This window comes from Pseudomonas syringae pv. tagetis (assembly GCF_022557255.1).
Classification (GTDB): domain Bacteria; phylum Pseudomonadota; class Gammaproteobacteria; order Pseudomonadales; family Pseudomonadaceae; genus Aquipseudomonas; species Aquipseudomonas caricapapayae.
Genome location: NZ_CP092923.1, coordinates 5,677,789 through 5,701,889, shown reverse-complemented (window position 1 = coordinate 5,701,889; position 24,101 = coordinate 5,677,789). Strand labels below are relative to the sequence as shown.

17 protein-coding genes and 2 pseudogenes are annotated in these 24,101 nt (G+C 52.4%); 9 read left to right on the top strand and 10 right to left on the bottom strand.

The window, feature by feature from the left end; genetic code table 11:
* Window positions 1-88 precede the first annotated feature (88 nt).
* The 10 genes and pseudogenes from MME58_RS25515 to MME58_RS25470 all read right to left on the bottom strand — a co-directional run.
* Window positions 89-517, bottom strand: a complete 429-nt coding sequence (locus MME58_RS25515; protein WP_055005690.1) for a DUF2628 domain-containing protein — start codon at window positions 515-517, stop codon at window positions 89-91.
* 291 nt (window positions 518-808) lie between these two features.
* The gene (locus MME58_RS25510) at window positions 809-1,672 is read right to left on the bottom strand and encodes a hypothetical protein (RefSeq protein WP_233590951.1); all 864 of its coding nucleotides are present in this window, start codon (window positions 1,670-1,672) and stop codon (window positions 809-811) included.
* The gene (locus MME58_RS25505; protein WP_082427295.1) at window positions 1,669-2,658 is read right to left on the bottom strand and encodes a DUF2515 family protein; all 990 of its coding nucleotides are present in this window, start codon (window positions 2,656-2,658) and stop codon (window positions 1,669-1,671) included. Before MME58_RS25505 ends, MME58_RS25510 begins: the two co-directional genes overlap by 4 nt.
* Window positions 2,655-5,420, bottom strand: a complete 2,766-nt coding sequence (locus MME58_RS25500; protein ID WP_055005689.1) for a type VI secretion system Vgr family protein — start codon at window positions 5,418-5,420, stop codon at window positions 2,655-2,657. Before MME58_RS25500 ends, MME58_RS25505 begins: the two co-directional genes overlap by 4 nt.
* 47 nt (window positions 5,421-5,467) lie before the next feature.
* Window positions 5,468-6,331: a hypothetical protein gene (locus tag MME58_RS25495; protein ID WP_055005688.1), complete on the bottom strand. Its 864-nt coding sequence runs from the start codon at window positions 6,329-6,331 to the stop codon at window positions 5,468-5,470.
* Entirely contained in the window at window positions 6,318-7,307 is a 990-nt protein-coding gene (locus MME58_RS25490) for a DUF2515 family protein (protein ID WP_055005687.1), read from the bottom strand. Before MME58_RS25490 ends, MME58_RS25495 begins: the two co-directional genes overlap by 14 nt.
* A complete protein-coding gene (locus tag MME58_RS25485) occupies window positions 7,304-8,461 on the bottom strand; it encodes a hypothetical protein (RefSeq protein ID WP_055005686.1) in 1,158 nt (385 codons plus the stop codon). The genes MME58_RS25490 and MME58_RS25485 overlap by 4 nt, the downstream gene beginning before the upstream one ends.
* Window positions 8,462-8,471: 10 nt before the next feature.
* Entirely contained in the window at window positions 8,472-8,564 is a 93-nt protein-coding gene (locus MME58_RS25480) for a PAAR domain-containing protein (RefSeq protein ID WP_241409111.1), read from the bottom strand.
* Window positions 8,565-9,139: 575 nt separating this feature from the next.
* The gene (locus MME58_RS25475) at window positions 9,140-9,388 is read right to left on the bottom strand and encodes a hypothetical protein (protein ID WP_055005685.1); all 249 of its coding nucleotides are present in this window, start codon (window positions 9,386-9,388) and stop codon (window positions 9,140-9,142) included.
* A gap of 548 nt (window positions 9,389-9,936) precedes the next feature.
* Window positions 9,937-10,273 (bottom strand): annotated as a pseudogene (locus MME58_RS25470) (DUF6861 domain-containing protein); the annotation flags it as partial.
* Between the two features lie 495 nt (window positions 10,274-10,768).
* Here MME58_RS25470 and MME58_RS25465 point away from each other — a divergent pair.
* From MME58_RS25465 to MME58_RS25425, 9 genes and pseudogenes are all read left to right on the top strand, one after another.
* Entirely contained in the window at window positions 10,769-11,842 is a 1,074-nt protein-coding gene (locus MME58_RS25465) for a hypothetical protein (RefSeq protein WP_082427293.1), read from the top strand.
* Window positions 11,835-12,563: a hypothetical protein gene (locus MME58_RS25460; RefSeq protein ID WP_082427291.1), complete on the top strand. Its 729-nt coding sequence runs from the start codon at window positions 11,835-11,837 to the stop codon at window positions 12,561-12,563. The genes MME58_RS25465 and MME58_RS25460 overlap by 8 nt, the downstream gene beginning before the upstream one ends.
* Before the next feature lie 67 nt (window positions 12,564-12,630).
* Window positions 12,631-14,475, top strand: coding sequence for a type VI secretion system tip protein TssI/VgrG (tssI, locus tag MME58_RS25455; protein ID WP_055005683.1), 1,845 nt, complete (start codon window positions 12,631-12,633; stop codon window positions 14,473-14,475).
* An 11-nt stretch (window positions 14,476-14,486) separates the two neighbouring features.
* Window positions 14,487-15,068, top strand: coding sequence for a DcrB-related protein (locus MME58_RS25450; protein WP_055005682.1), 582 nt, complete (start codon window positions 14,487-14,489; stop codon window positions 15,066-15,068).
* A gap of 34 nt (window positions 15,069-15,102) precedes the next feature.
* Window positions 15,103-15,570 (top strand): DcrB-related protein, encoded by a 468-nt coding sequence (locus MME58_RS25445; protein ID WP_054985234.1) that lies wholly within the window; start codon window positions 15,103-15,105, stop codon window positions 15,568-15,570.
* A 5-nt stretch (window positions 15,571-15,575) separates the two neighbouring features.
* Window positions 15,576-19,820 (top strand): RHS repeat-associated core domain-containing protein, encoded by a 4,245-nt coding sequence (locus tag MME58_RS25440; RefSeq protein ID WP_241409110.1) that lies wholly within the window; start codon window positions 15,576-15,578, stop codon window positions 19,818-19,820.
* A gap of 4 nt (window positions 19,821-19,824) precedes the next feature.
* Window positions 19,825-20,259, top strand: a complete 435-nt coding sequence (locus tag MME58_RS25435; protein ID WP_055005647.1) for an SMI1/KNR4 family protein — start codon at window positions 19,825-19,827, stop codon at window positions 20,257-20,259.
* A gap of 477 nt (window positions 20,260-20,736) precedes the next feature.
* Window positions 20,737-21,063, top strand: coding sequence for a hypothetical protein (locus tag MME58_RS25430; protein WP_055005645.1), 327 nt, complete (start codon window positions 20,737-20,739; stop codon window positions 21,061-21,063).
* A 102-nt stretch (window positions 21,064-21,165) separates the two neighbouring features.
* Window positions 21,166-23,715, top strand: a pseudogene (locus MME58_RS25425) (RHS repeat-associated core domain-containing protein); the annotation flags it as partial.
* Window positions 23,716-24,101: the final 386 nt, after the last annotated feature.

Genomic DNA, 24,101 nt, shown 5'->3' with positions numbered 1-24,101 from the left:
TATAACGCCGGCTGAACATGGCATGGGTCGATGGATTGTGAACCCTCATGCTCGGCAAGGGGACGGTGTCATCGGTTACCTTTTCGGGTTAGAGACGCATGCCTTTGAACGGGTTCCAGCCTTGCTCGCCTTTTACTTCTTTGAGGTAGTAGGAGTAGTTGACGGTCAACGCATACATCAGGGCGTAGGCCACATTAAGACCTCCCCCAAGCGCGTAAGGAACCTCGCTTCCCAAAAGCGTGCATACCAGAAGGATCAAGGCGTTGGTCGCGAGCATTATGCCAATCAACGCAATGCCTTTTTTCCACAGGCCCAGCACGAAGAAATAAATGGGACCAAAGAAATACGCGATGACGTTGAGGTTGATCCGCATTTTCTTCCTGAAGCCAGGAAGTGATTTGAGGCCGGCCTTGAACCGTGGATCATTCGGCGCACCATACATCTCAAAGAAATTGAAGCGCTCCTGCCACTTGGCGCTGTACTTGCCAATGCTACACGTCTGATCTGCTGTGCTCATGGTGCTGCTCCTGATGTTCCATTGGGGCGACGTTTTTCTTCCGGGAAATCCTGTGGTCTGGCGTTTTTATGATCAGGATGCTGAGTGTATGGAGTTTTCAGGTGGTGTACTACGCAACCGCGCAACCTTGGCGCTAAATCGCCACAATTCTTCATCTGGTCAGCCTGATAGACAGCCACTTCATAAAGCCGCTCGTTTTTCCGGGCAGGTTGCTGTCAGATTATCGACTGCCACGGCTGCCCCATCCCCACGACTGGACGTGCCTCAACCATCTTGCCAAGCGCATCAGGTTCAATGCTGTGCTTCCAGGATACTGATCGTGGGATTCTGGTAACGTTCGTCAATGGTGACTCCCATTTCCTTCAAACGGCTTTCCGCGATCGCACGTTGCGATGCCAGCTTTTTCAGTAGGTCGGGTAAAAGCTCTTTCATGCGATCGCGATCAGATGAATCAAAGTACTCTGAAAAAAATCTTTTTTCGGATTTGAAAGTGAGCGTAAAAAGATAGGTCCCGGTTTTAGAGGGTTCTTTTTCACTGTCTTCCCGTTGAACACTGACTGTAAGGTATTCATTACCACGGTAAAATGACCAATCACTAAAGATGGGCATTGACCGCCACAGCTCTTCGGGTAGTCGTATTGACGGATCACTCCAGGGGCCTGTCATAACAGGCTTACCGAGTACTTCATTCACTGTGCTAAGCTTGCTTAGTTCTGTTCCGGAAATTCGTGGTTCACCGAGACGTATATACCGTTTCCAACCCGCATTTTGGAGTGACGTCAACAGCTCATAAAATTTTGATTCCGCTTCAGTGTGTAATGAGTCCTCGGGTACTTCAAAAGGATTCAGACTGATCAGCTCGATTTTGTTGTCGTCTTGAGTATAGATCGGTACTGAAAAAGCAAAGACTCGCTGAATTTCAAATCTGGATGTTTCTCCACCTAACATCATGGTCAGAAATTTTCCGCTACGTACGGGTTGTCGATACCGATACCAGCACAGCTCAGAGTCACAGTCACTGGAAAGATCTGATCCTAGATTTTTCTTGGTGGTCTCGATAGTATCTCCAAGCCACAATTGCACAGCGTTGTTTTTTTGCATGTTATCCCAGCAACCAGAGAGTAAAAGAAAGGTGAGGAATAAAATAAATCTCATGTTCGCTCGTTCCAGGTGGAAATAGTACTGATTGCCGAGTTCATATAGGACGCTGAAGAAAACATTTTCTCGTGATAGCTGTTGGCAATTTCAGTAATAAAGACCATTCGGTCAATTTTGTCATAAAGTTCCCCCTTGGTCATGACGTTGTCCAGCGCTTTGGTGTTTGTTTCACATGCGGTACTTAATGCAGCCAGGCGGCGTGGTACCCCCCAGTTGCCCTCGACCACGGCCTGGGCGTCCAGTAACCTTCGAAAAACGACGTCTTCATAAATAAGTGGTTGTAAAATCTTGACTTGCTCGTGGTTGGCGATAGCGATTAAAGATTGATACTGAAGCGCCCGTCGGTCTGATACCGTCGTCATGCTTTCAGTTTTCTTTATGAATTCAAAGCCCTGTCTGAGGTAGGGGGTGACTTTGAGATTATTGATTTTTGGTACGGCAGCACTAAACCAGGGGAGTTTTTTAAAACTGGCTTGAAAGTTATCTTCGCAGTCTCCAATGCTTCGACTGCCTATGCATTCAAAGAACTGCTCGGGGTAGTTTATATAAAACCAATGCCAAACAAAAATATCCTGAAAAAGCCAAAAATTCCCCATGCCCAAAAATTGCTTTGACAAGTCCAGCGATAAGTCCATTAACGGAACCGCTCTCATCTTAGTATGGGTCGTATAGTCCAGCGCACACATGACCTGCTTGCTGGCGAATGCTGCCAATCCGGTCCAGTAGAATCGCCCTTTTAACTCAGGTTTTCCCTTGGGCTCAAGCTCAAGATAGATTCGAGCGTAATTACCTGCGATACGCGCAGCGCGCGTGCTGAAGTCGCTTATCAACTGGTATCGGGGTGGCTGCTGGTAAGGTGCGCGTGTCTGTACGCTCAACCGCCTTACGGCAACTTGCTGACCGATTGACCATAATTGTCTACACTTCGGGTTCAGATCGTTGATCGAGCAAGCCTGAGTGTTAAATTTAAAGTCATTGTTCATGATTTTTTACTTGGAGAGTATTTGTCCGACCCCGCGGGCACGATCAACTCGTCAGGCACCAGCGTAACCTTGCCATTACCAGGCTTGTCGCTAAAAATCCGTGGAATATTACCGTCTTGGTCGGTAAAAAATATTTTCTTGCCTTCGTCAGGAATATCAACCTCGACCGCGACATCCTCAAGCGGTACACCGTGGGTGGTCATGAGGCGATTTTGCTCGTCATACAGCCCTGCGGGTACTGCGATGGGAAGCTCCTTATTTGCATAGTCCATGCTTGCGGGACCGCTGAGGGTCTTTTTGGCGCCTTTGATGTCTATTGTGCCTGGCGCATGCACCTCGATATTGCCGCGTATGATCCTGATATAAGCGCCGCCACTGGTGAGCAAAATTTCCTTCTGTGCAGACATTTCCACTAACTGTGCAAGAGAGGTGATTTTCATGCCCTGCTGCGCGGTCAATTCCATCGCATCACTTTGCGCCTGTAGCTCGATCTTGCACTTGGCTGCAAACAGCTTCGCTCCCGCATTCTGGGCAAAGAGGCTGATGCTTTGCGCAACGCTGGCCAGCAGGGATTTGCCGCTGGCGATGCTGATGTCTTCGCCGGTGCTCAGGGTCAGGTGTTTGCCGCTGTGCAGGTGGGTGCTTTTCGGCGTGGCGGTGGCGATGTCGGCGGGGGAGGAGGCAATCAGCAGCGGCTGCTGGTAGCCCGGTGTCTTGCCGCGTCCGCCGCTGCGGATTGCCCAGGCAGTATCACCGCCGTTGCGTTGTTGTTCGCCGGGGCCTTGGCTCGGGGCGCCGTCGTCGCTGCCGTAGGTCACGTCGGCATCGCTGTTGAGCTGGGTGAGGCTGTCCAGACCTTCCTGCATGGGCAGTGCATTGTGCTGTTGGGCGCTGTCGGACAGGGTCTTGACGCGTTGTTCGCTGTTTTTCAGTTGCTGCTGCGCTTCGCTGGCGTCGATCTGTGCGCCCTGGGCGCCGCTGCGTTTCCAGGTGCTGAGGTAAAGACCTTGCTGGGCGCGCAGGGCACCGTAAGCATCGGTGCGTAACTCGAAACCTGTACCGCGCAGGCCGCCGCGATTGTTGCCGCGCTGGTCGATCAGGTAACCGAGGTTGAGCTGGGTATGCCCGTGGCTGCTGTGGATCTGGGTGCGAACCTGACCGGTCGAGTCATCCATCACCCAGTGGTTGAAACCACCGCCGCCGACTTCCTTGCTCTTGTAACCGGCCATCAACCCGCTGGAGTGCCAGGCGGGTTTATGGCCGCCGTAGACCTGGCCCATGACCAGCGGTCGGTCGATGTCGTTGTCCAGAAAAGTGATGACCACCTCTTCACCGGCACGGGGCACATGCACACTGCCCCAGTCCGGGCCGCTGCTCGGTTGCATCATGCGCAGCCAGCAGGAACCCAGTTCGCCGTCCTGAGACAGGCGGTCCCAATGGAAGCGCACACAGATTCGGTTGAGGGTGTCGGTAAACACTTCATGGCCACTGGGCGTGACGACTACGGCGGTCTGTTGGCCGAGGCTTTTCGGTTTGGAGTGCTCGGCGGGACTGCGGAACGGCACGCTGTGCAGTTGGCCTTCGAAACGGTTTAGGAAGAAGCCATGACTGCCCACACCCAATGCATCGGCCACTGCTGCCACGCCCGGCAACCCCGACTGCTCAGGGCGCACCGACCTGAACAGCGCTGCCAGACTGCCCGGCACTTCGCGTCTCTCCTTGGCCAGTGGCAGGTTGCTCTCGGCGAACATCTCGACTTCGATCAGCAGGAACTGACGCTCTTCAGCCGGTTTACGCGCATACAGCGGATGCTGGGTCAGTTCAAACCAGCGCCCGGCTTGCATCTGCCGCACACCGCTTTGGCCCTGCACGCGACGCGCTTGCGACTCACGCTGCTCGATCTGTACGCGGCTCAGCCATTCGCCCCGGTCCTGCTTCTGCCAGCCGTACTGGCCTTGATACTCGTAACGCTCCAGCGCCTGCGGGGCCGAAGCGGCCTGCAAGGCGGGCATCACGGTTTCGCGTGGCTGTCCGTGGGCCAGGTAATCGACACTGCGCCAGTGCAGCTTGCCGCTGAGCAACTGCGAACCGCTGCTCCACTGGGTAATGCCGTCCTGTTTTTCGGTGACGTTCTGGGTGTGAAACCGGATGCTCTGCGGTGCCAGCGCGGGCAGGGTATCGACGGTATCGGTGAACACGATGCAGTGCTTGTCAGCGGTATGTTCGACGTACCAGAAAAGACCTTCCTGCTCGCACCAGCGCTGCACGAAGTTGGCGTCGCTTTCATTGAACTGGGTGACGTAGGACAGCGGGGCGTATTCACGTCGCAGGTCCAGGCGGTAATTGCCCTTGGCCTGTTCGTACAGTGAGAAAACGGCTTCCAGAATCGCCGGCAGGTTCTTGTCCTGCCAGATGCGGCAGTCGAGTCGGTATTCAAGCAGGCTGAACCAAGGGGCGAAGACCAGTTGCCAGTCGTGCAGACCGCCGTCATTGCCCAGATAGCGCACGCTTTCAACCAACCCGTGACGCTGTGCGGGAGAACCGTCATCGCAGAGAATCGCCAGGCTGACCGGCTGACCGATGAGTTTTTCAGGATCGTATTCGGTGTCCTGCACCACCACGTCGAGGGTGTAGCGGGGCACGCGGCCGATGCGCTCGACCCCATGCATGCGCAAGGCCTGAAGCTGATGCTCGCCCAGCGGCGTGGTGAGTTGCAGCAAGCGTCCGCTCTGGCTGAGGGCGGTGCCGAATGTCAGATCCATGGTGTAACTCCTTTACTGCTTGAATCGGTTTGCGACGTATCTTCGGTTTAACCCGCTTCTACGGGAGGTTTGGCATCTTTATAGTTTTCATCGATCTTGATGCCCATTTTTTTCAGCTGCGCCTCTGTCTTTTGGCGCTCTTTCCCCATTCGGGTTAATTCAGCAGGCAGGAGCTCTCTCCAGCGTTCACGGTCTTCGGCTCTCACGAATTCGGCGTAGAACTCACTTTCTGATTTGAACGTCCATGTAAACAAGTAAGATCCACGGTTCTGCGGGTCGTCTTTGCTGTTCTCGCGCTGTACCATCAGATCAAGATACTCGTTACCGCTGTAAAACATCCACGTATTGATCATAGGCAATGAGACCCATACCTGCTTCGTAAGCTTGAGGTTCGGGTCCATCCATGGACCTGTACCCACATTTTTACCCAGCACTTCATTTAAGTTGGTAAACTTGCTGGCTTCTGTACTGGGTATTCTCGCTTCATTAGGAAAAATGTAACGCTGCCATCCTGCTGCGTTTAGATGCTGTACTTGTTGATAAAAATACGCCATTGCGTCTTCATGTTTCGCATGGGTTGACACTCCTGCTACATACACGTCTATATCTGTAATAATCCCTAGGGTATTGGTGACGACAGTGGTCGAACTAACGTTCTCAATCGCTAATAGGGTGGATGCTGAGCGTACCTTGACAGTGATCAGTTCAGAGGATTTTGACGGCACTATAAATTGGTAGAGACACATCGTATCATCGCAGTCTTTTCGCAGTTTTACAGATGTTGAAGCCAGGACAGTATCAATTGATCCTCCAAGAGAGAGTTCGATCTCACGATTTTTTGTATTCATATCCGAAGCCTCACAACCGGTCAGCAGTATGAAAACCGCTATCATATATTTAAGTGCGTTCATTCCACGTCCCTATCGTCATAATTGCCTTTTCCATCTCAATATTTTTTCTCTGCATTCTCCGATGATACGTAGAGGCAATTGTTGTAATAAAGATCATTCTGTCCTCGGCGTCGTACAGCTCGCCATCGGACATGATGACATCCTGCTCCGGGTCGCCTGTATCGCATTCAACATTCAGGGACGCCAGTCGGCGCGGCACACCCCTGTACCCCTCGACCCACGTTTGCATGTGCAACAGTGCCCTGAAGCTTTTATCCTCGTATATCAACGGTTGCAATATCATCAGTTGTTCATGTTTGGCAATTGCCAGGAGGGACTGAAATTTGTATTTTTCACGCAGTGTACCTGCCGGCTCCTTCTCTATAGCCGATATCAACTTGAAGCCGCTTACCAGATAATCAGTCACCTTCAGGTTATTTATCCTTGGCAGTGCATCATCAATCCATGGCAGTTGCGCAAAACTTTGCTTGAATCGTGGGTCATACGTGCTGAAGTCCCGAGTTTTTATACACTCATCGAACTGCTGTGGGTAATTAATATAAAACCAGTGCCAGACGAAGATGTCCTGAAACAACCAGAAGTTTCCCTTGCCCAGAAATATCTTGGTAATCTCCAAGGGCGGTACGACAGGCGGCAAATAGCGCATCTTTGTGTTGCTGGAGAAATCCAGTGCACACATGACCTGTTTGCTTGCAAACGCCGCTAGCCCTGTCCAGTAAAACCGTCCTTTTTGTTCGGGCTGGCCGTTGTGCTCTTGCTCCAGGTAAATACGTGCGTAATTGCCTGCTATTCGCGCAGCCCGCGTACTGAAGTCCTTGAGCAGTTCATACCTGGCCGGTTGCTTGTATTCGGCGCGGGTTTTCACGCACAAGCGCCTGACAGCCACTTGCTGGCCAAGTGTCCACATTTCGACACAACCCGGATTCAGATCATTGATCGAGCAGGATTTTGGATTGAAATCAAAATTCTCCTTCATGAGTCTTTGCTCTGTCCGTCGTCTTCAAGTCCGCGGTGTTCGGTTACCTCATCGCCAGCTTGCGCAATCGTCTTGCCGGTACTCAGCAACCAGGCTTGAGTCTGAGTGGAGGCGTGTCTGTCAAATATCAGCACTGATCCCTGCCTCGCCCTGCCTGCGTAAAAAGCAAGTGCCAGCGACGTCAGCTGAGTCGCGCTCCTTCCTCGCTCGCCTGCCAGTAATGCCTGCCCAGCGACGTGCTCCGATACCACCAGATTCGGCAGTTGGGTACTTGCGTAATGAGAGAGCTGCTCGAGACGTCTGTCATGAAGATGGCCGTCGATGATGAGTGCCTGAATGTCGTTAGGTTGAATACCCCTCTGCTCGCAAAGGGCCTCTGCCAGCTGTTGCAGATCGGCGCTGCTCTGCCTTGGCTGCGATGCACGCGGAGAGTGTTCGCGGGTCATGGCTGGATAGAGTTGCCAGGTATTTTCCTCGTCGGGGTTGGCGTGGTCTACGCGCTGCAGGTGCACGATCGAGATGCTTTCACCGACCATGGCGTCGTTGGACAGAGCGCCAGCCCGGTCTTTTGTCGCCCAGGTGTCTATGCTGACGCACAGCAGGCAAGACGCTTCCGTATCGTTTTGAAGCGCCCAGGGCAACCATTCATCAAAGTTCAGTGAAGGGGTGTCGAAACCCTGGCCGGGTAGGTAATCAAACGGCCAGATCGGCAACGCATGGTTCTCCCATGCTGATGGGGCTATGCCCGACGGCGCAAACAGCACGACCTTCGTATTTTCCCAATCGACGCTGGCTGCGAAATCGTCCCATTGCGCAAGCATGCCTTGAAGCAGCTGTAGCGCACGGGGCAACGTATCGATTTCCGGTTTGTGCTGGGGCAGACTAATTCGGCGCAGGTTATAACGGTGGCCCGATGGACTGACCAATCTGGGGTCGTGTTCAAAATCTCCGTTAACGGCTCCAAGCCATATCCCTGACGCAGCTTGAGCAGGTTCGAGGTTCGGCAGCCACAGCCAGGCGTTGTCTATTTTGACGCGTGTGAGGTCATAGTCTGCTGGCGGACGTGCCGGAGTCGCCTGACGTTGTTCCTGTTCGCGTCGCTCGCCAATGACATCCCATAAAGAGCGATGACCTTGGCCATAGGGCTTCAACATGCTGTCGTCCTTAAAATATGCCACAGTCACTGTTGGTGGCGATCAGACTGGAGCCACACGCAGTCTTGTCGCCGTGGCGGGCAACCGGCCGGCCATCTACCAACGTTGATTACGTTGCTCTATCAACGGGTTTTAAGGGAAAAACTATTTCTACATTGTAGCTGTAAGTTAATTTCAGGACTTGCTTTTTCCACTATCGTTAGGAGTCGATAAGCCGTGATGTGAGCGTAAGCAACGTCAGAGATATATTTACACCTATAGATAGGGTGGCCGTTTAAATTTATTTAAACATCTTTTTTAGTAGTGAAATTTTGAGATTTTTTACTCAAGACTCAGAAGTAAAAGAGGCGCCGACACGCCTTGGTGTTGAAAAAACTAAGATATCGACGACTTGACTTGTGGATTTCTACCCCAAGGACGGGATTTTTGAGACTTGGCTAGAAGGATTGACGCCATCTTTATCGTATGAGTGTGAGTCTCAGTAACTTATTTGGGTTTTAAATATCCGATGAGAGGATAATATAGAAGATAGGGCATAGTGAGACGCCAACTTCAAATTAGTTATGTTGCAATCAATTCCTGCAATCATCTAATAAAGCAGCAGTCGGCGAGTTTGCACGCACAATACGCTGGTAATCAGTCTCGTATTTATGGAGTAATTACTTTGAATTCGATTCCTCAAATTGCAATTTCCCTGTTTGTACCGGACTGTAAAATGAGCAAATCATCCATCTTTCTGTGTCTACATGTGATAACGAAAACGAGGACGGCTTCAGAATCTTTTTGAAAGAGCTCGCACCTAGTTTTGTCTATTTCATAATCAACCATGCCATTACTCACTGGAATCGAAGCGTAAAAACGTTCTGAAGTCTCTTCAATACCTACTGAGAACATATTTTTTGTTGGCAAAAAATCGTTAAATATCATGGGGTCCTCTAAAATAATGAAGTGGTGTTAAACATTTTAGCAGAAATCGCGCCCGCATCAATTACTGCTACGCTGTCACCATTCGGTAGCTTTCCTTCTAACATCCCAAACTCATTGGCAGCTGCTTTATTTCCTGAGGGGATTCGCAGATCTAACTCTCTTGGGGTCGGAATGTCTACACGCACTAACGTACTGCTCTCCAGGAAGTTCTCAGGAAGGCCGAGCGTTTTTTTTCACTGCTATTTTATCACCAGCTGTTCTGGCGAGAAGCTGATTTGCCTCATGGCTGGGCATTATAAATGAAGTCCCATCCCGTTGAGCTATTCCATATTTTTCACGATTAGATTTTGTATAACAACGCGATCCGCCATTTTCAAATTTGGCAAGATGCTGTGCTACATAGTCAGGGATCAGATATGTTTTAGGATCCGGCCTGGCACCTTTCGGTATCGCTAAAATATCCTCCGCGGTAAACCCCGGCTTAAGCATTGAGGAAGGTTGGTCAATCTTATGCAACTTTTGCTCAGGAAGCTCTTGCTGCTCTAGTCTCTGCAACGGCGCAGGCTCATTAGCACGCAGCTCCGGCTGAGCCAACAACTTCTGCTCATTACGCGCCAACCAATTCGCGAACTGCTTGTTCGAAATCTCCGCCTGAAGCTTGGTACTGCGCGCTGCGATGCTATCCATGCTGCCCATAAGGCATGCCTTGACCTGCCCACGTGTCCAGTACGTCACGATGGCAGTGAAGAGCAGCAGTACGAGCTGCTCCTGACTTTTGGCCAGTTGCTGAGCCACACGATCAATGCGATCCTGGATTATGCACGCTGAACCACCGTTGGCGTCTAGGTGCTCTGGTATAAGCCTCTCACCAACGTGCCAGGTAGAGTGGCAAAGCCTTACTGAAAGATACCGTATCGCACAGGACCGCTCGTTTTCCCTCAAGCTCTGCCACCTGCTGCAATGGCCTAGAGAAAAATGCTACTTTTGTGCATGGGTAGTGGCACTTTTGCTTTTTTGGATGGTCTGAAGGGCTGACTCAGGAGAAGCCCTGCGGAACGGCTGTAGTACGGCTCCTACGAACTTTTAGGAGACTTTACACTTATCGAGTCGGCGTTAAGCGTAGAAAAATATTTCAAAACGAAATATTTTACAGACAGGCTGAAGGCATCAGCGTCGCACCTTTGGCCAGCATTTCTCCGCGGTAGCAGCCTTAGGTACATTCAAGGATATCTATATGACCATGGATAAAGCCAAACCGGCACAGCTTGACCGCTGGCCTCAGGAACCTGGGTATCCCATCTTTTCTCTGCAGAGTCCGAGCTTCCATTGGGTATGTAGGTTCAGCGGACGACGTGATCTGGCAGCTACCGAGGCCTGCAAATGAATAAATTCTTGACCCCGCCTAGCTCCGCAAGCATGAGCTGCGAACGTAGCCAACCTGGGTTACTTGGTGGAGGCCATCGCCCTTTCGCGGGAGAGTCGGCCAGCAGCTTTTACATGCCGCTTCAGAACTTTGCAGGCACTTACGAAACTGACGACTACAGCGCGGCATTGTACATAGTCAACTTGCTATTGTCTAAAGATACAGAGCTTAGCCCTGAGGAATATAAAAATTTCGTTATTCAGTTGAGAGGGTATCTAAACACACTTAAAGAGTCGGCAAACGTCCCGATTGAGGCGCTGAGATCCCTCCAGCAGATGGCTGAAAGAATTCCAGAAATTGGTCCACTCATGTTTTCACTGGGTAATCTACCTGGAACAGTTGCTAGCGCTTCAGGCGCCATGATGGCTGCAGCCAAGGCCAGAAAAGTTACCGACTTGCTAGACTTGACTGCCGAGCAGAAAAGCAAGTTACATTCTTGGGCTAATACACGAGGAGCACCAGGTGCCAAATCAGCTCATAAGACGTTTAGAAACAGCATAACGATTATTCAAAAAAATGGGAAATCCTTTTTTAAAATACCTGTTACTGCTGTTGCGCAGCACTACAAAATATTAGGGCAAGCCGGACAGCAGTTTGCTCACATCCCGCTAGTTGGTACCAGCGCATCATTGAATCAACGCGCGCACTTACACAGCAACGGCGCCACTGGAGTACTTAAGTTTATGGGAGGCAACACTGTAGGGTTAATAATCGCTACGGTCCCCCAGGGAATCCTAGACTATACAAGTTCCTCTAGCAAAAAAGAGTTCTACTCTAAAACTTTAGACAATCAACCTACAAACATTGCCTCGGTTGGTGCCGGTATAGTTGCAGGAAATTTAGCCAGAGTAGCAATTACCTCAATAGCTGCCGCTGGTACCGGGATCGCCGCTACAGGAGCCGCGCCATTAATTGCTATCATTCTCGTCGGCTGGGGTGCGGGCTTAGCGGTACAATGGGCAATGGGGTACACGGGAGCTGATAAAGCGATTGGGAGTAAATTAAAAGAAATGTTGATAGACAATGATTAATTCTGAAACAATAAAGACCGGCGGCTGGTCTGCTTTTTTTCTGCTGGCTTTATTCATGGCTTTCGGCACCCTCATGCTAGGCAATAACTGGTATATTTACTTTTTATTGTTTTTTTCAATGCTTGCATGGACACTATACATAGTCTACGTTTGCGAGAGCTACAGTACGTATATGTGGTCGCTGTTGATTTCATGCGTTGGAGGTTTTACATTGCCCGCGTGTGTTATTGCATACGGTTTGGCGGCAGATGCATCGCCCGACTCAATTGTCTACCGTTTTCTGGCAGGTCTGGCGCCAGCTACACTAGCAAGCATTGTTTATACAGTTATAATTCATACCCGCCCAGCCTACCAGCCTTTTGAATATAACGAAAATAGAATCCAGACGCGTCGAAACGTTAACCCGAAGTCCTCTATGAATTACAGTGCTCCTCTAATTAGTGGAATCACTACCCTTGCTGCCAGTATTTTCTTAAAGTGGGCAGGAATGCTAACAGGCGCGCTCGTCAGCATGACTATCATGACAGGTGCAAGCATCTTTATACTGCTCTACGGCCGTCATGTCATCCGAGGTTTGCGAACACTCCGTATTCAAGAGCGAAATATGCCAACCCCATATACGTTCATGCAGCTCGATGAAATCCGCGAAGCACGCAGCAGGTGGTGGCTAGGCAGGTTATTCAAATGGGTAGCCTCCTGGCGCAAGCCGTCGGGAGCTTGATTTCCTGAAGAAATTACGGACAAACCGTCTCGGACGATTTGTCATAAGCTAAGGAGTAGTTGAAGCAATGGATTTTTCCTCTTTGTTTACGGCGCAAAATAGACGTCTATTCAAGCTCACAATGGCTCTCTCGGGTGGGCAGGAGCTACTGCTTGAGTCATTTGTAGGACAAGAGGGGCTTTCAAGCGATTTCGGCTTTCAGCTAGACCTGATCTCTGATGATCCAGGCGTCAAGCTGAAGTCTGCCATCGGGCAGCCTGCGACAGTCGAGATCGAGCTCGCGACCGGGGGCAGTCGCTACATCAACGGCCATGTCTTTGGCTTCGGTGCCAATGGTAGCGACGGCGGCATGTCAAAATACTCGGCTTATATTGGCTCCTGGTTGGGATTTCTTGAGCAGCGTTTCGACTCCCAAATCTATCAAGATCAAACGGTCGAGCAGGTGCTCACCAAAGTTTTCAGCCACTATGAAGGGCTTGCGAAATATGAGTTTCGTGTCAACCGCGTCCTCAAGCCGCACAGCTACATTACCCAATATAGAGAAAGTGACAGCCACTTCATCAGACGGTTGCTTGAGCATGAGGGATTGTTTTTCTATTTTGAGCACACCGCTGACAGCCATAAGCTCATTATCATGGACGACTCGACCGTCCTGACGCCTCTGCCCGAGCAGCCACAAATACGCTTTCATACAGCATCTGTGACTGAAACCGCAGACTCGATCACAAGCTGGACCTCTGCTCGCGAGTTTCAGCCTAGCAAGATCTCGGTGCAAACGTTTGATTATCGGCAGCCGAATAACCGTATTCCTGTCACGATGAATAGCCTAAATCAGCAGGGAGATGTGCCGTCTTTCGAGCTGTACGACTACATGGGTCAGTACACCCATGGCACGCCAGCGGATGGTGAGCTGTTGGTGCGCAATCGTATCGAAGCCCTGGAGCTTAAAGGCAAGACTTTCGTTGGCCTTAGTAATTGTCGCGCCCTGAGACCCGGCCATACTTTCGAGCTAACCCAGCATTACGAACACGACGCTGGCTCTGCTGAAGACCGCCAATTTCTTGTAATGAGCATTGAGCATCGAGGTAGCAATAATTACACCTCGGATAGCCAAGCCGGTTATGCCAATAAATTTTACAGTGTACGCAAAAAAATCAAATTCCGGCCTCAGATGGATCTTCTCAAGCCAGGCATTTCCGGCCCTCAAACCGCCATCGTCGTCGGCCCGCCCGGCGAAGAAATCTACACCGACGAAATGGGCCGGGTAAAAGTGCAGTTCCACTGGGACCGCTACGGCAAGTTTGACGACAAAAGCTCCTGCTGGGTCCGCGTCGCTCAATCCGGCGCAAGTGGCGGTTTTGGTAGCATTCAGATCCCGCGCGTCGGTGACGAGGTGGTGGTCGTTTTCCTTGATGGCAACCCTGACCGTCCGCTCGTCATGGGCAGCCTGTACAACAGCCAGAATACGCCGCCGTGGTCGCTGCCTGCCAACAAGACCCAGAGTGGTTTCCTGACGCGTTCGGCCAAGGGGGATGGCGGTACGGCCAACTTCTTCCGCTTTGAAGACAAGGCCGGTGCCGAACAGGTGATCATGCATGCCGAGCGCAACATGGACACCGAGATCGAGCTGGATGAGACGCATGACGTGGGTAATAACCGCAAGGTGACGGTCGGTGGTACGAACACGGAAATCATTCAGAAAGATACTGTGACGAACGTTCAGCAAGGATCGTTTACGCTAAAGGTCGACAATCAATTCATTCAGGTGGATGCCAAGCAGTACATCCTTCTCAAAGTGGGTGACAGCAGCATCTCGATTACTCCGGATGGCATCCAGATAAAAGGCAAAGTGATCAATGTTCTCGGCGAGAGCACCTTCGTCAAAGGTGACCGCGTCGACATCAACAAGTGAGAACGCAGGGCATGGAACGAACAAGTCTTTACGACCGTATTTCCGCAAAACGTATTGCGGATGAGGAGGCAGCCCGCAAGGCGGCGCTGGAAGCCCCGGTCGTTGAAGCTGCCCCTGAGCCTGAGCCAGAACCGATCACGCCGTTGCAGGACCTGCCTAGCAGTTTCAATTTTGGTGGCTTCAACCTGGCCTTTCCTGAAAGCGCCCTGTTTCGTGATGTCCAGGTTACCCTTGAGTACAAAGGCGAGCCGCTCATGTTGTCTATCAAACGCAGAGACGTAATACAGGGCGAGGCGCTGGAAGCACTTTTCGAAAGCTCCGTGCAGACCTTTCGTGAGCGCGACCCTCAACTCCGTATTATTCGTCGGCGGGACTGCACCCTGGTGGGCTGTACTGCGAAAGCACTGGATTTCCACTTTAAAGAGGGCAGCGCAGAACAACACGCACGTCTGGTAGGTGCGCTTGTTCCTCTCGCGGGAAAGGATGTGCTGCAGTGGCTGGAAATTTCTTGCCTGATCGATCCGACCAAGCCAGACCTCAGCCTTTGGCTGGCGGACTTCGATAGCATGCTGGGCGGTCTTGCCGCTCAGTGATTGTTTGTTTTTTGATTTCAGGAATTCTTATCACATGGACTACGAGTTGCACGAAGGCAGTATCAAGCTGCCAGAAGGATTTCAGGACCGCACGGTGAATATGTTCGTGATGGGCTCTACGCTTCCCGCCCCATTGAGCATTACGGTCTCCAGAGACACACTGCTGCCTTCCGAGCAGCTGAAAACTTATGTTGATCGTCAGGTCAAAATGCTTTCGTCCAAGCTTCGCGGTTACACGTTGCTGAACAGAAAAGCAGTTTCGCTATCGACTGTGGCCCCTCTTGAAGGTATCCAGATCGATGCGTACTACATGACCGAAGGGCGTGCTTACTATCAACGTCAGGCCGCGTTTCTGATCGAGCCGGAACGCGCGATTGTGTTCTCGACGACTTCCCAGACGGACTTCAGTATCGAGCAGACCCAGGGGTGGGAAAATTTGTTGGCCAGTTTCCAGCCTCGCGTGCCATCTATTCCTTCAGCCGACAGTAGCGAACAGGAGTAACGCTCATGTTCGAGGCCGCGCGGTTTGGTGACGAAATATCACATACCGGTGCCCTGGGGGGCTTCCTGATCGGGGCTGTACTCGGTATTGCGCTTATTGCGACCGTAGCGATCGCGACCTTCACGTGCGGGTTCGGCGTGGCTCTTCTGGCAGGACTTGCAGCAGGCGTCGGAGGTAGCCTGCTCACTGCCGCAGGAGAGGCCATAGGGAGTATGTTTTCCTCCCCCTCCGGCACGATCCTCACGGCCTCACCCAATGTCTACATCAACAACCGCAAGGCGGCGCATGTTGAAAAAAGCATCGGAGCCTGCGACAAGCATCCGGGGCCGGTCAAGATTGCCGAAGGCTCGACCAACGTCTTCATCAACAGCGTGGCGGCGGCGCGCAAAGGCGACAAGCTGACCTGTGGCGCGACCATCTCCGGCGGCTCCAATAACGTATTCATCGGCGGCGGCAGGTATCGCTATCTGCCAGTGGACGACGAAATTCCGGGCTGGCTGCGCACTACCGTCGATGTATTGATGGCGGTAGCCGGTGCGGCGGGCGGTATTGCCCAGCTAATCAAGGCAGGGACACAGGCAGGCATGAAAGCAGTGCTGCCCTGCGCCATGAAGTTCACCGCAGGTTTCGTGGCCGGCGAAGTGGGCAGTCGCTACGTGGTTGAGCCTGTGATGCGCAGTGCCATCGGCGGCCTGAGCGGTAATCCGGTCGACACCACGACTGGCCGCAAGCTGATCCCGGATGAGATCGACTTCAGCCTGCCGGGCCTGATGCCCATCGAATGGTCGCGTTTTTACGCCAGCAATCTGAATGTCGACAGCGTACTCGGCAAAGGCTGGGTGCTGCCGTGGGAGCAAAGCCTGCGCAAGCGCGGCAGCTTCCTCTACCTTACGGATAACCAGGGCCGCACCGTTCCGTTCGTGGACATAGCGCCCGGCCAGCGCATCTACAACCCTCACGAACAGGTTTATCTGGTCTGCACGCAGGGTGGTCACTACCTGCTGCAGACGCTGGACAACATCTTCTTCTACTTCGGCGAAGTGCCTGACGACAACAAACCGGTTCCGTTGGATCGTATCGAAAACGCACTCGGTCACTTCCTGCATTTCACCCGTACCGAGCAAGGGACGCTGACCGACATCAGCGCCACGGGCGGTGTACGCGTGCATCTGCATTACGATGAAGTGACGACGCGCCTGAGTTCGGTCAAACGCATCGTCGACAACGAGGCTGTCGAAACCCTCGTTCAATACCATTACGACAGCCACGGACAGCTGTCTGAAGTGTTCAACCGCAATGGCGATTCAGTGCGCCGTTTCAGTTATACCGACGGCGTCATGACCCGTCACAGCAACGCACTGGGCCTGACCTGCGAGTACCGCTGGGAAACCATCGACGGCCAACCGCGTGTCGTCGAACACCAGACCAGCGATGGTGAGCATTTCCACTTCCGCTACGACCGCGAGGCCCGCACCACCTGGGTCACCGACGTACTGGGCCGCGAGCTGGAAATTCATTACAACAAGGATCATCGCGTCACCTCGAGCCGCGACTACAGCGGCGATCACTACGTCATCGAGATCGACGACACCGGCAACATGACCGGCCTGACGCTGCCCGATGGCAATCAGCTGGCCTTCGAGTACGACGAGTTCGCCCGGCTGCTCAAGGAAACCGATCCGCTGGGCCGTAGCATTCGTTATCAGTACCACCACCTGACCACGCTGATCACTCAGGTCGATTACCCCGACGGCAGCGTCTGGAAGGCCCGCTACGACTCCAAGGGTAATCTGGTGGCCGAGATTGACGCACTGGGCCACATGACCGAATACCTCAATGGCGAGGACGGCCTGCCGCATACCATCGTCGACCCGACGCTCAAGTCCAAATACCTGTGGTGGAACACCCTGGCGCAAGTGCAGCGCTTTCAGGATTGTTCGGGCAAAAGCACGTATTACCGCTATGACGAGCGCCACCATCTGGTGGCCGTCACCGATGCCCTGAACAACACCACCACGCTGGAACGCAAGCCCGACGGCGAAGTGCTGCGCATCAATCACCCGGATGGCACCAGCGAGACCTTTACCTATAACGAACTGGGCCAGGTCCTGACCCACACCGACGGCAAAGGCCAGACCACCCAACTGCTGCGCAATGGCCGCGGCCTGCCCAAATGGCGACAGGATGCCAAAGGGCAGACCATCACCTACGAGTACGACAAAGCCATTCGTCTTGTCGCCCTCACCAACGAAAACAACGCTACCTACAACTTCGCCTACGACAACGCGGACCGCCTGATCGAAGAAAAGCGCATCGACAACCTGACCCGCCGTTTCAGCTACGACCTCGGCGGGCACCTGACACAGGTTGAAGAGATTGGTTACGGCGAGAAAGGCGAACAGCCACGGCGCAGCACCCATCTGGAGCGCGACCCGATTGGTCGGCTGCTGGCCAAACTCAACGACGATGCGCGTCAGGACTATGCCTACGACGACGGCGACCGGCTGCTGTCAATCGAGCGCAAACCGACGGACACCGGCAGAAAACTGGGCGTCACCGCCGAAAAACTGGAATTTACCTACGACCTGCTGGGGCGACTGACCACAGAGACCACACCCCAAGGCGCGCTGGCCTGCGACTACGACCCACTGAGCAACCTGACCACGCTGACCTTGCCTACCGGCCAGCATCTGAACCACCTGTATTACGGCAGCGGCCACCTGCATCAGCTCAACCTCGACGGCCAACTGATCAGCGACATGGAGCGCGACGACCTGCACCGCGAGATCTTTCGCACCCAGGGCAAACTCACTAGCTGCTTCGGCTACGACAGCATGGGCCGCAAGGCGTGGCAGTACGCCACAACCCTGCCCGCTGAAAAGCTGTCACAGATTCAGAACCCGCTCATAAAGCCAGAGCGTTACGTCGAACACGCCTACAACCCGATTCACCGCCGCTACGAATACGACCCGGCTGGCGAACTAAGCCGCACCCTCGACAAGCTGCGCGGCGAAACCCAGTACGAATACGAAGCCAACGGCCAATTGCTGGTGCGCAACACAGGCCGGGTAGTCGATGGCGAAGAGTTCCGCTACGACGCTGCGGCCAACCGCCTCAACTTCAACACCAGCCGCTTCGATCACGTCAAAGACAACCGCCTCAAGCAGTGGGCGAACCAAGAGTACAAATACGACGCCTGGGGCAACCTGATCGAAAAAGTCGTCGGCATTGTGCGCTGGCAAACCTTCACCTACGACTGCGAAAACCGCCTGGTCAAAACCGAGACCATGGCTGACACGCAGGTGGAAAGCACCAGCAGCTACCAATACGACAGCCTGGGCCGAAGAGTTGCCAAACAGTCCGAGATCAAAGGCCACACCGACCACAAACGCTTCCTCTGGCAAGGCCTGCGGATGCTGCGTGAGGAAAGCCCCGGCCAGAGCAGCCTGTACCTTTACGAGCCCGGCAGCTATGCGCCGCTGGCTCGTGTTGACGAGAAAGAAGGCGAAGTCGAGAACAAGGTTTACTACTTCCACACCGACCAGATTGGTACACCGCTTGAAATGACCGATGCCGAAGGGCAGATCGTCTGGCAGGCGAAGTACCGGGCCTGGGGGGCGGTTGAAAAGCTGGTGGTTAATGAGGTTGAGCAGAACCTGCGGTTTCAGGGGCAGTACTTTGATGCCGAGACGGGGCTGCATTACAACACGTTTCGGTATTATGATCCGGAGATTGGGCGGTTTATAACGCAGGATCCGATTGGGTTGTTGGGTGGGTTTAATCTTTATCAGTATGCCCCTAATACCAACGGATGGATTGATCCGTTTGGACTAACGGGATTTTTTACACCCTCCTCATTTACCGCTCCATCCGGTAGTACACATACAGTTTATCAGCAAGTTATAGACTGGGACCTACCTGTCAATACAAGGGAAGGAGTCAAGACAAACTTGGATCTCGCATCTGAGGGGAGAAGTCCATTTGTTGTTAAGAATGGCAGTTACTCTCAGCTTAATCTCCATCATTCTAAACAAGATGGATTAGGCTCTCTCTTCGAGTTATCTGCCGATACACATAAAAAATTTGGTAATACTAACGCGTTGCATCCTCATCTACCTGCACAGCATCCGATCAACCCTGTTAATAGAGACCTATTCAACGGTGATCGCGGCGCTTACTGGGAAGGACGTGCGCAAACAGAAATTAATAGAAGAGCCGGGAGCCCTAAGCTTTCGGGAAACTGCGGATAAAGTTATGATATCTAAAAAACTGATAGACTTTTTTAAGCAACAAGGCTGGTGGTATGAAGATGCAAGCGCAGATTATGAAGTAGAGCTTAAGAAGCTGGGCATTGACTTATCATCTGATTTCGCTCAGTTCTACTTACACGTAGAAGACGGTCCAACATTCATGCAGCACGGAAAGGAAATATATCAGGTATGCTGGTTCTCCAAAAATACCAATTTTGATCTAGATTTGAAGAGCACACATGAAACATTGCAGCTCCCACAGGAGTATATTCCGCTAGATAGCTTCGAAGGCGAGAGTGGCTATTTCTATAATAGAGACACTGGCGAGGTACTTAGCGTATCTTTGGGAAATGAGCTCTTGGATTTCAAACAAGGAAAATTGAGACCTCAGTGGGCAAATTTTAACGATTTCTTGGAAAGTTATTTCGAACAGGCTTGACGATTTAATGATTAATGCTGCGCAAATAAACCTTTGCTATATGATCTTAGGTTCAAATCACTTATATTGATTTAGCTACAGAGAGTGTTAAAAAATACAGTAGGGAATTTATTTTTTTGATAGGGTATTTGGCTTTTGCTGCTAGCCTTTGCCCTAACAATAAGATTCATTTAGACTACAAAAATATAATTAGTCTAAGTTAAGCTTGTAAGAAAGCTTGTTGCTAGTATTTTGTAACTCTGGCTTTTTAGAGGCTTTGCACTTTCACGATGAGATAGCGCTAGCGCCACAGTAGTGATCTTTAAAGCCTGACTGAGATGGGCAACTTCAATACCGTCCTGGCTTTGTACCAAGGTGATAAAAACCTTGTGCAAAAGAGTCCGAAATCCGGCAAATAGGTGGTACTTTTGTAAGAGTTCCTAAAACAAAACAGCTCGTTGAGCTTTCAGACGCTTCACGTATTTTGAGGGTAAAATAATGTTGGATCTCGTCAAATTCAGCGTGCCTCTTTTATACAGCAGGAACAAAAACCTACAATACAAAGAAAATATAATCCAGATGTCGACTGCGCTTTTAAAATTCTTGAAAGATGAGAATCTGATATGCACTACACCTTTCACCGAAAGTGGAGAGCTTAAGAAGGATTTTGAAATTCGCGAGTCTGATTTGACTGAGGAAGGAGTGGAGCTATTTAAAAGCGCCATTCATAAATGGTGGAAAAAAATAGACGCCGGGCTCGATAGATCAGATGTTAGCTTTCTTAAGTCTGAGCTTGAAAAAATAAAAAACTCTAAGCAACATTGATATTTCTATAGAGCCTAAATCCAGACTATCTTGGAACTCTAAAGCTCTTTAAAAAATTAATCTGGAAGAGAGGCTGCTAACACTAGCGCAGCCTCCTTTCTATTGCATCAACACAATGGCGACTCAGTGCGCCGTTTCAGTTATACCGATGGCGTCATGACCCGCCACAGCAACGCACTGGGCCTGACCTGCGAGTACCGCTGGGAAACCATCGACGGCCAGCCGCGTGTCGTCGAACACCAGACCAGCGATGGCGAGCATTTCCACTTCCGCTACGACCGCGAGGCCCGCACCACCTGGGTCACCGACCTACTGGGCCGCGAGCTGGAAATTCATTACAACAAGGATCATCGCGTCACCTCGAGCCGCGACTACAGCGGCGATCACTACGTCATCGAGATCGACGACACCGGCAACATGACCGGCCTGACGCTGCCCGATGGCAATCAGCTGGCCTTCGAGTACGACGAGTTCGCTCGGCTGCTCAAGGAAACCGATCCGCTGGGCCGTAGCATTCGTTATCAGTACCACCACCTGACCACGCTGATCACTCAGGTCGATTACCCCGACGGCAGCGTCTGGAAGGCCCGCTACGACTCCAAGGGTAATCTGGTGGCCGAGATTGACGCACTGGGCCACATGACCGAATACCTCAATGGCGAGGACGGCCTGCCGCATACCATCGTCGACCCGACGCTCAAGTCCAAATACCTGTGGTGGAACACCCTGGCGCAAGTGCAGCGCTTTCAGGATTGTTCGGGCAAAAGCACGTATTACCGCTATGACGAGCGCCACCATCTGGTGGCCGTCACCGATGCCCTGAACAACACCACCACGCTGGAACGCAAGCCCGACGGCGAAGTGCTGCGCATCAATCACCCGGATGGCACCAGCGAGACCTTTACCTATAACGAACTGGGCCAGGTCCTGACCCACACCGACGGCAAAGGCCAGACCACCCAGCTGCTGCGCAATGGCCGCGGCCTGCCCAAATGGCGACAGGATGCCAAAGGGCAGACCATCACCTACGAGTACGACAAAGCCATTCGTCTTGTCGCCCTCACCAACGAAAACAACGCTACCTACAACTTCGCCTACGACAACGCGGACCGCCTGGTCGAAGAAAAACGCATCGACAACCTGACGCGCCGTTTCAGCTACAACCTCGGCGGGCACCTGACACAGGTCGAAGAAATTGGCTACGGCGAGAAAGGCGAACAGCCACGGCGCAGCACCCATCTGGAGCGCGACCCGATTGGTCGGCTGCTGGCCAAACTCAACGACGATGCGCGTCAGGACTATGCCTACGACGACGGCGACCGGCTGCTGTCAATCGAGCGCAAACCGACGGACACCGGCAGAAAACTGGGCGTCACCGCCGAAAAACTGGAATTTGCCTACGACCTGCTAGGGCGACTGACCACAGAGACCACGCCGCAAGGCGCACTGTCCTACGAGTACGATCCACTGAGCAACCTGACCACGCTGACGCTTCCTACCGGCCAGCACCTGAACCACCTCTACTACGGCAGCGGTCACCTGCACCAGTTGAATCTGGATGGCCAACTGATCAGCGACATGGAGCGCGACGACCTGCACCGCGAGATCTTTCGCACCCAGGGCAAACTCACTAGCTGCTTCGGCTACGACAGCATGGGCCGCAAGGCGTGGCAGTACGCCACAACCCTGCCCGCTGAAAAGCTGTCACAGATTCAGAACCCGCTCATAAAGCCAGAGCGTTACGTCGAACACGCCTACAACCCGATTCACCGCCGCTACGAATACGACCCAGCCGGTGAACTGAGCCGCACCCTCGACAAACTGCGCGGCGAAACTCAGTACGAATACGAAGCCAACGGCCAGTTGCTGGCGCGCAATACAGGTCGAGTGGTCGACGGCGAAGAATTCCGCTACGACGCAGCGGCCAACCGCCTCAACTTCAACACCAGCCGCTTCGACCACGTCAAAGACAACCGCCTCAAACAATGGGCGAACCAAGAGTACAAATACGACGCCTGGGGCAACCTGATCGAAAAAGTCGTCGGCATTGTGCGCTGGCAAACCTTCACCTACGACTGCGAAAACCGCCTGGTCAAGACCGAGACCATGGCCGACACGCAGGTGGAAAGCACCAGCAGCTACCAATACGACAGCCTGGGCCGAAGAGTCGCCAAACAGTCCGAGATCAAAGGCCGCACCGAACACAAACGCTTCCTCTGGCAAGGCTTGCGCATGCTGCGCGAAGAAAGCCCCGGCCAGAGCAGCCTGTACCTTTACGAGCCCGGCAGCTATGCGCCGCTGGCCCGTGTGGATGAGAAAGAAGGCGAAGTCGAGAACAAGGTTTACTACTTCCACACCGACCAGATTGGTACACCGCTGGAAATGACCGACGCCGAAGGGCTGATCGTCTGGCAAGCCAAGTATCGGGCGTGGGGTGCGGTTGAGAAGCTGGTGGTGAACGAGGTCGAGCATAACCTGCGGTTTCAAGGGCAGTATTTTGATGTCGAGACGGGGCTGCATTACAACACGTTTCGGTATTATGACCCGGAGATTGGGCGGTTTATAACGCAGGATCCGATTGGGTTGTTGGGTGGGTTTAATTTATACATATACGCTCCAAACTCTACAGGCTGGATAGATCCTATTGGCTGGGTGAAGGTATACCGGAACCTAAGACCAGACGAGCTTGTAAGCGACGGTATCTCTGCTAAAAATCCCGGAAGAGGCATGTCACCCGCGGGCCATGTTCGCAACGGTAGCGCACCTAACTTTAAAGGTTCTCAGTATGTCTCTACCACAACAGATATGGAAGTTATAAACAAATATAAAGGAGCGGGACAAACCACTGTAAGTTTTGATACTGATGATGTAGTAAGCGACAGTCACGGTAACAAAAGTATTGTGGATATTTCCACTCCTGATAAGGCTGCATCGGCGGGGCTGAAAGGTCCTGCTGCTCATTATGCCGCAGCATCAAGAGAAATATTAGTCGAAGGGCATGTTCCATCAAGTAAGATCACTATTTGCTAAGGTAATAA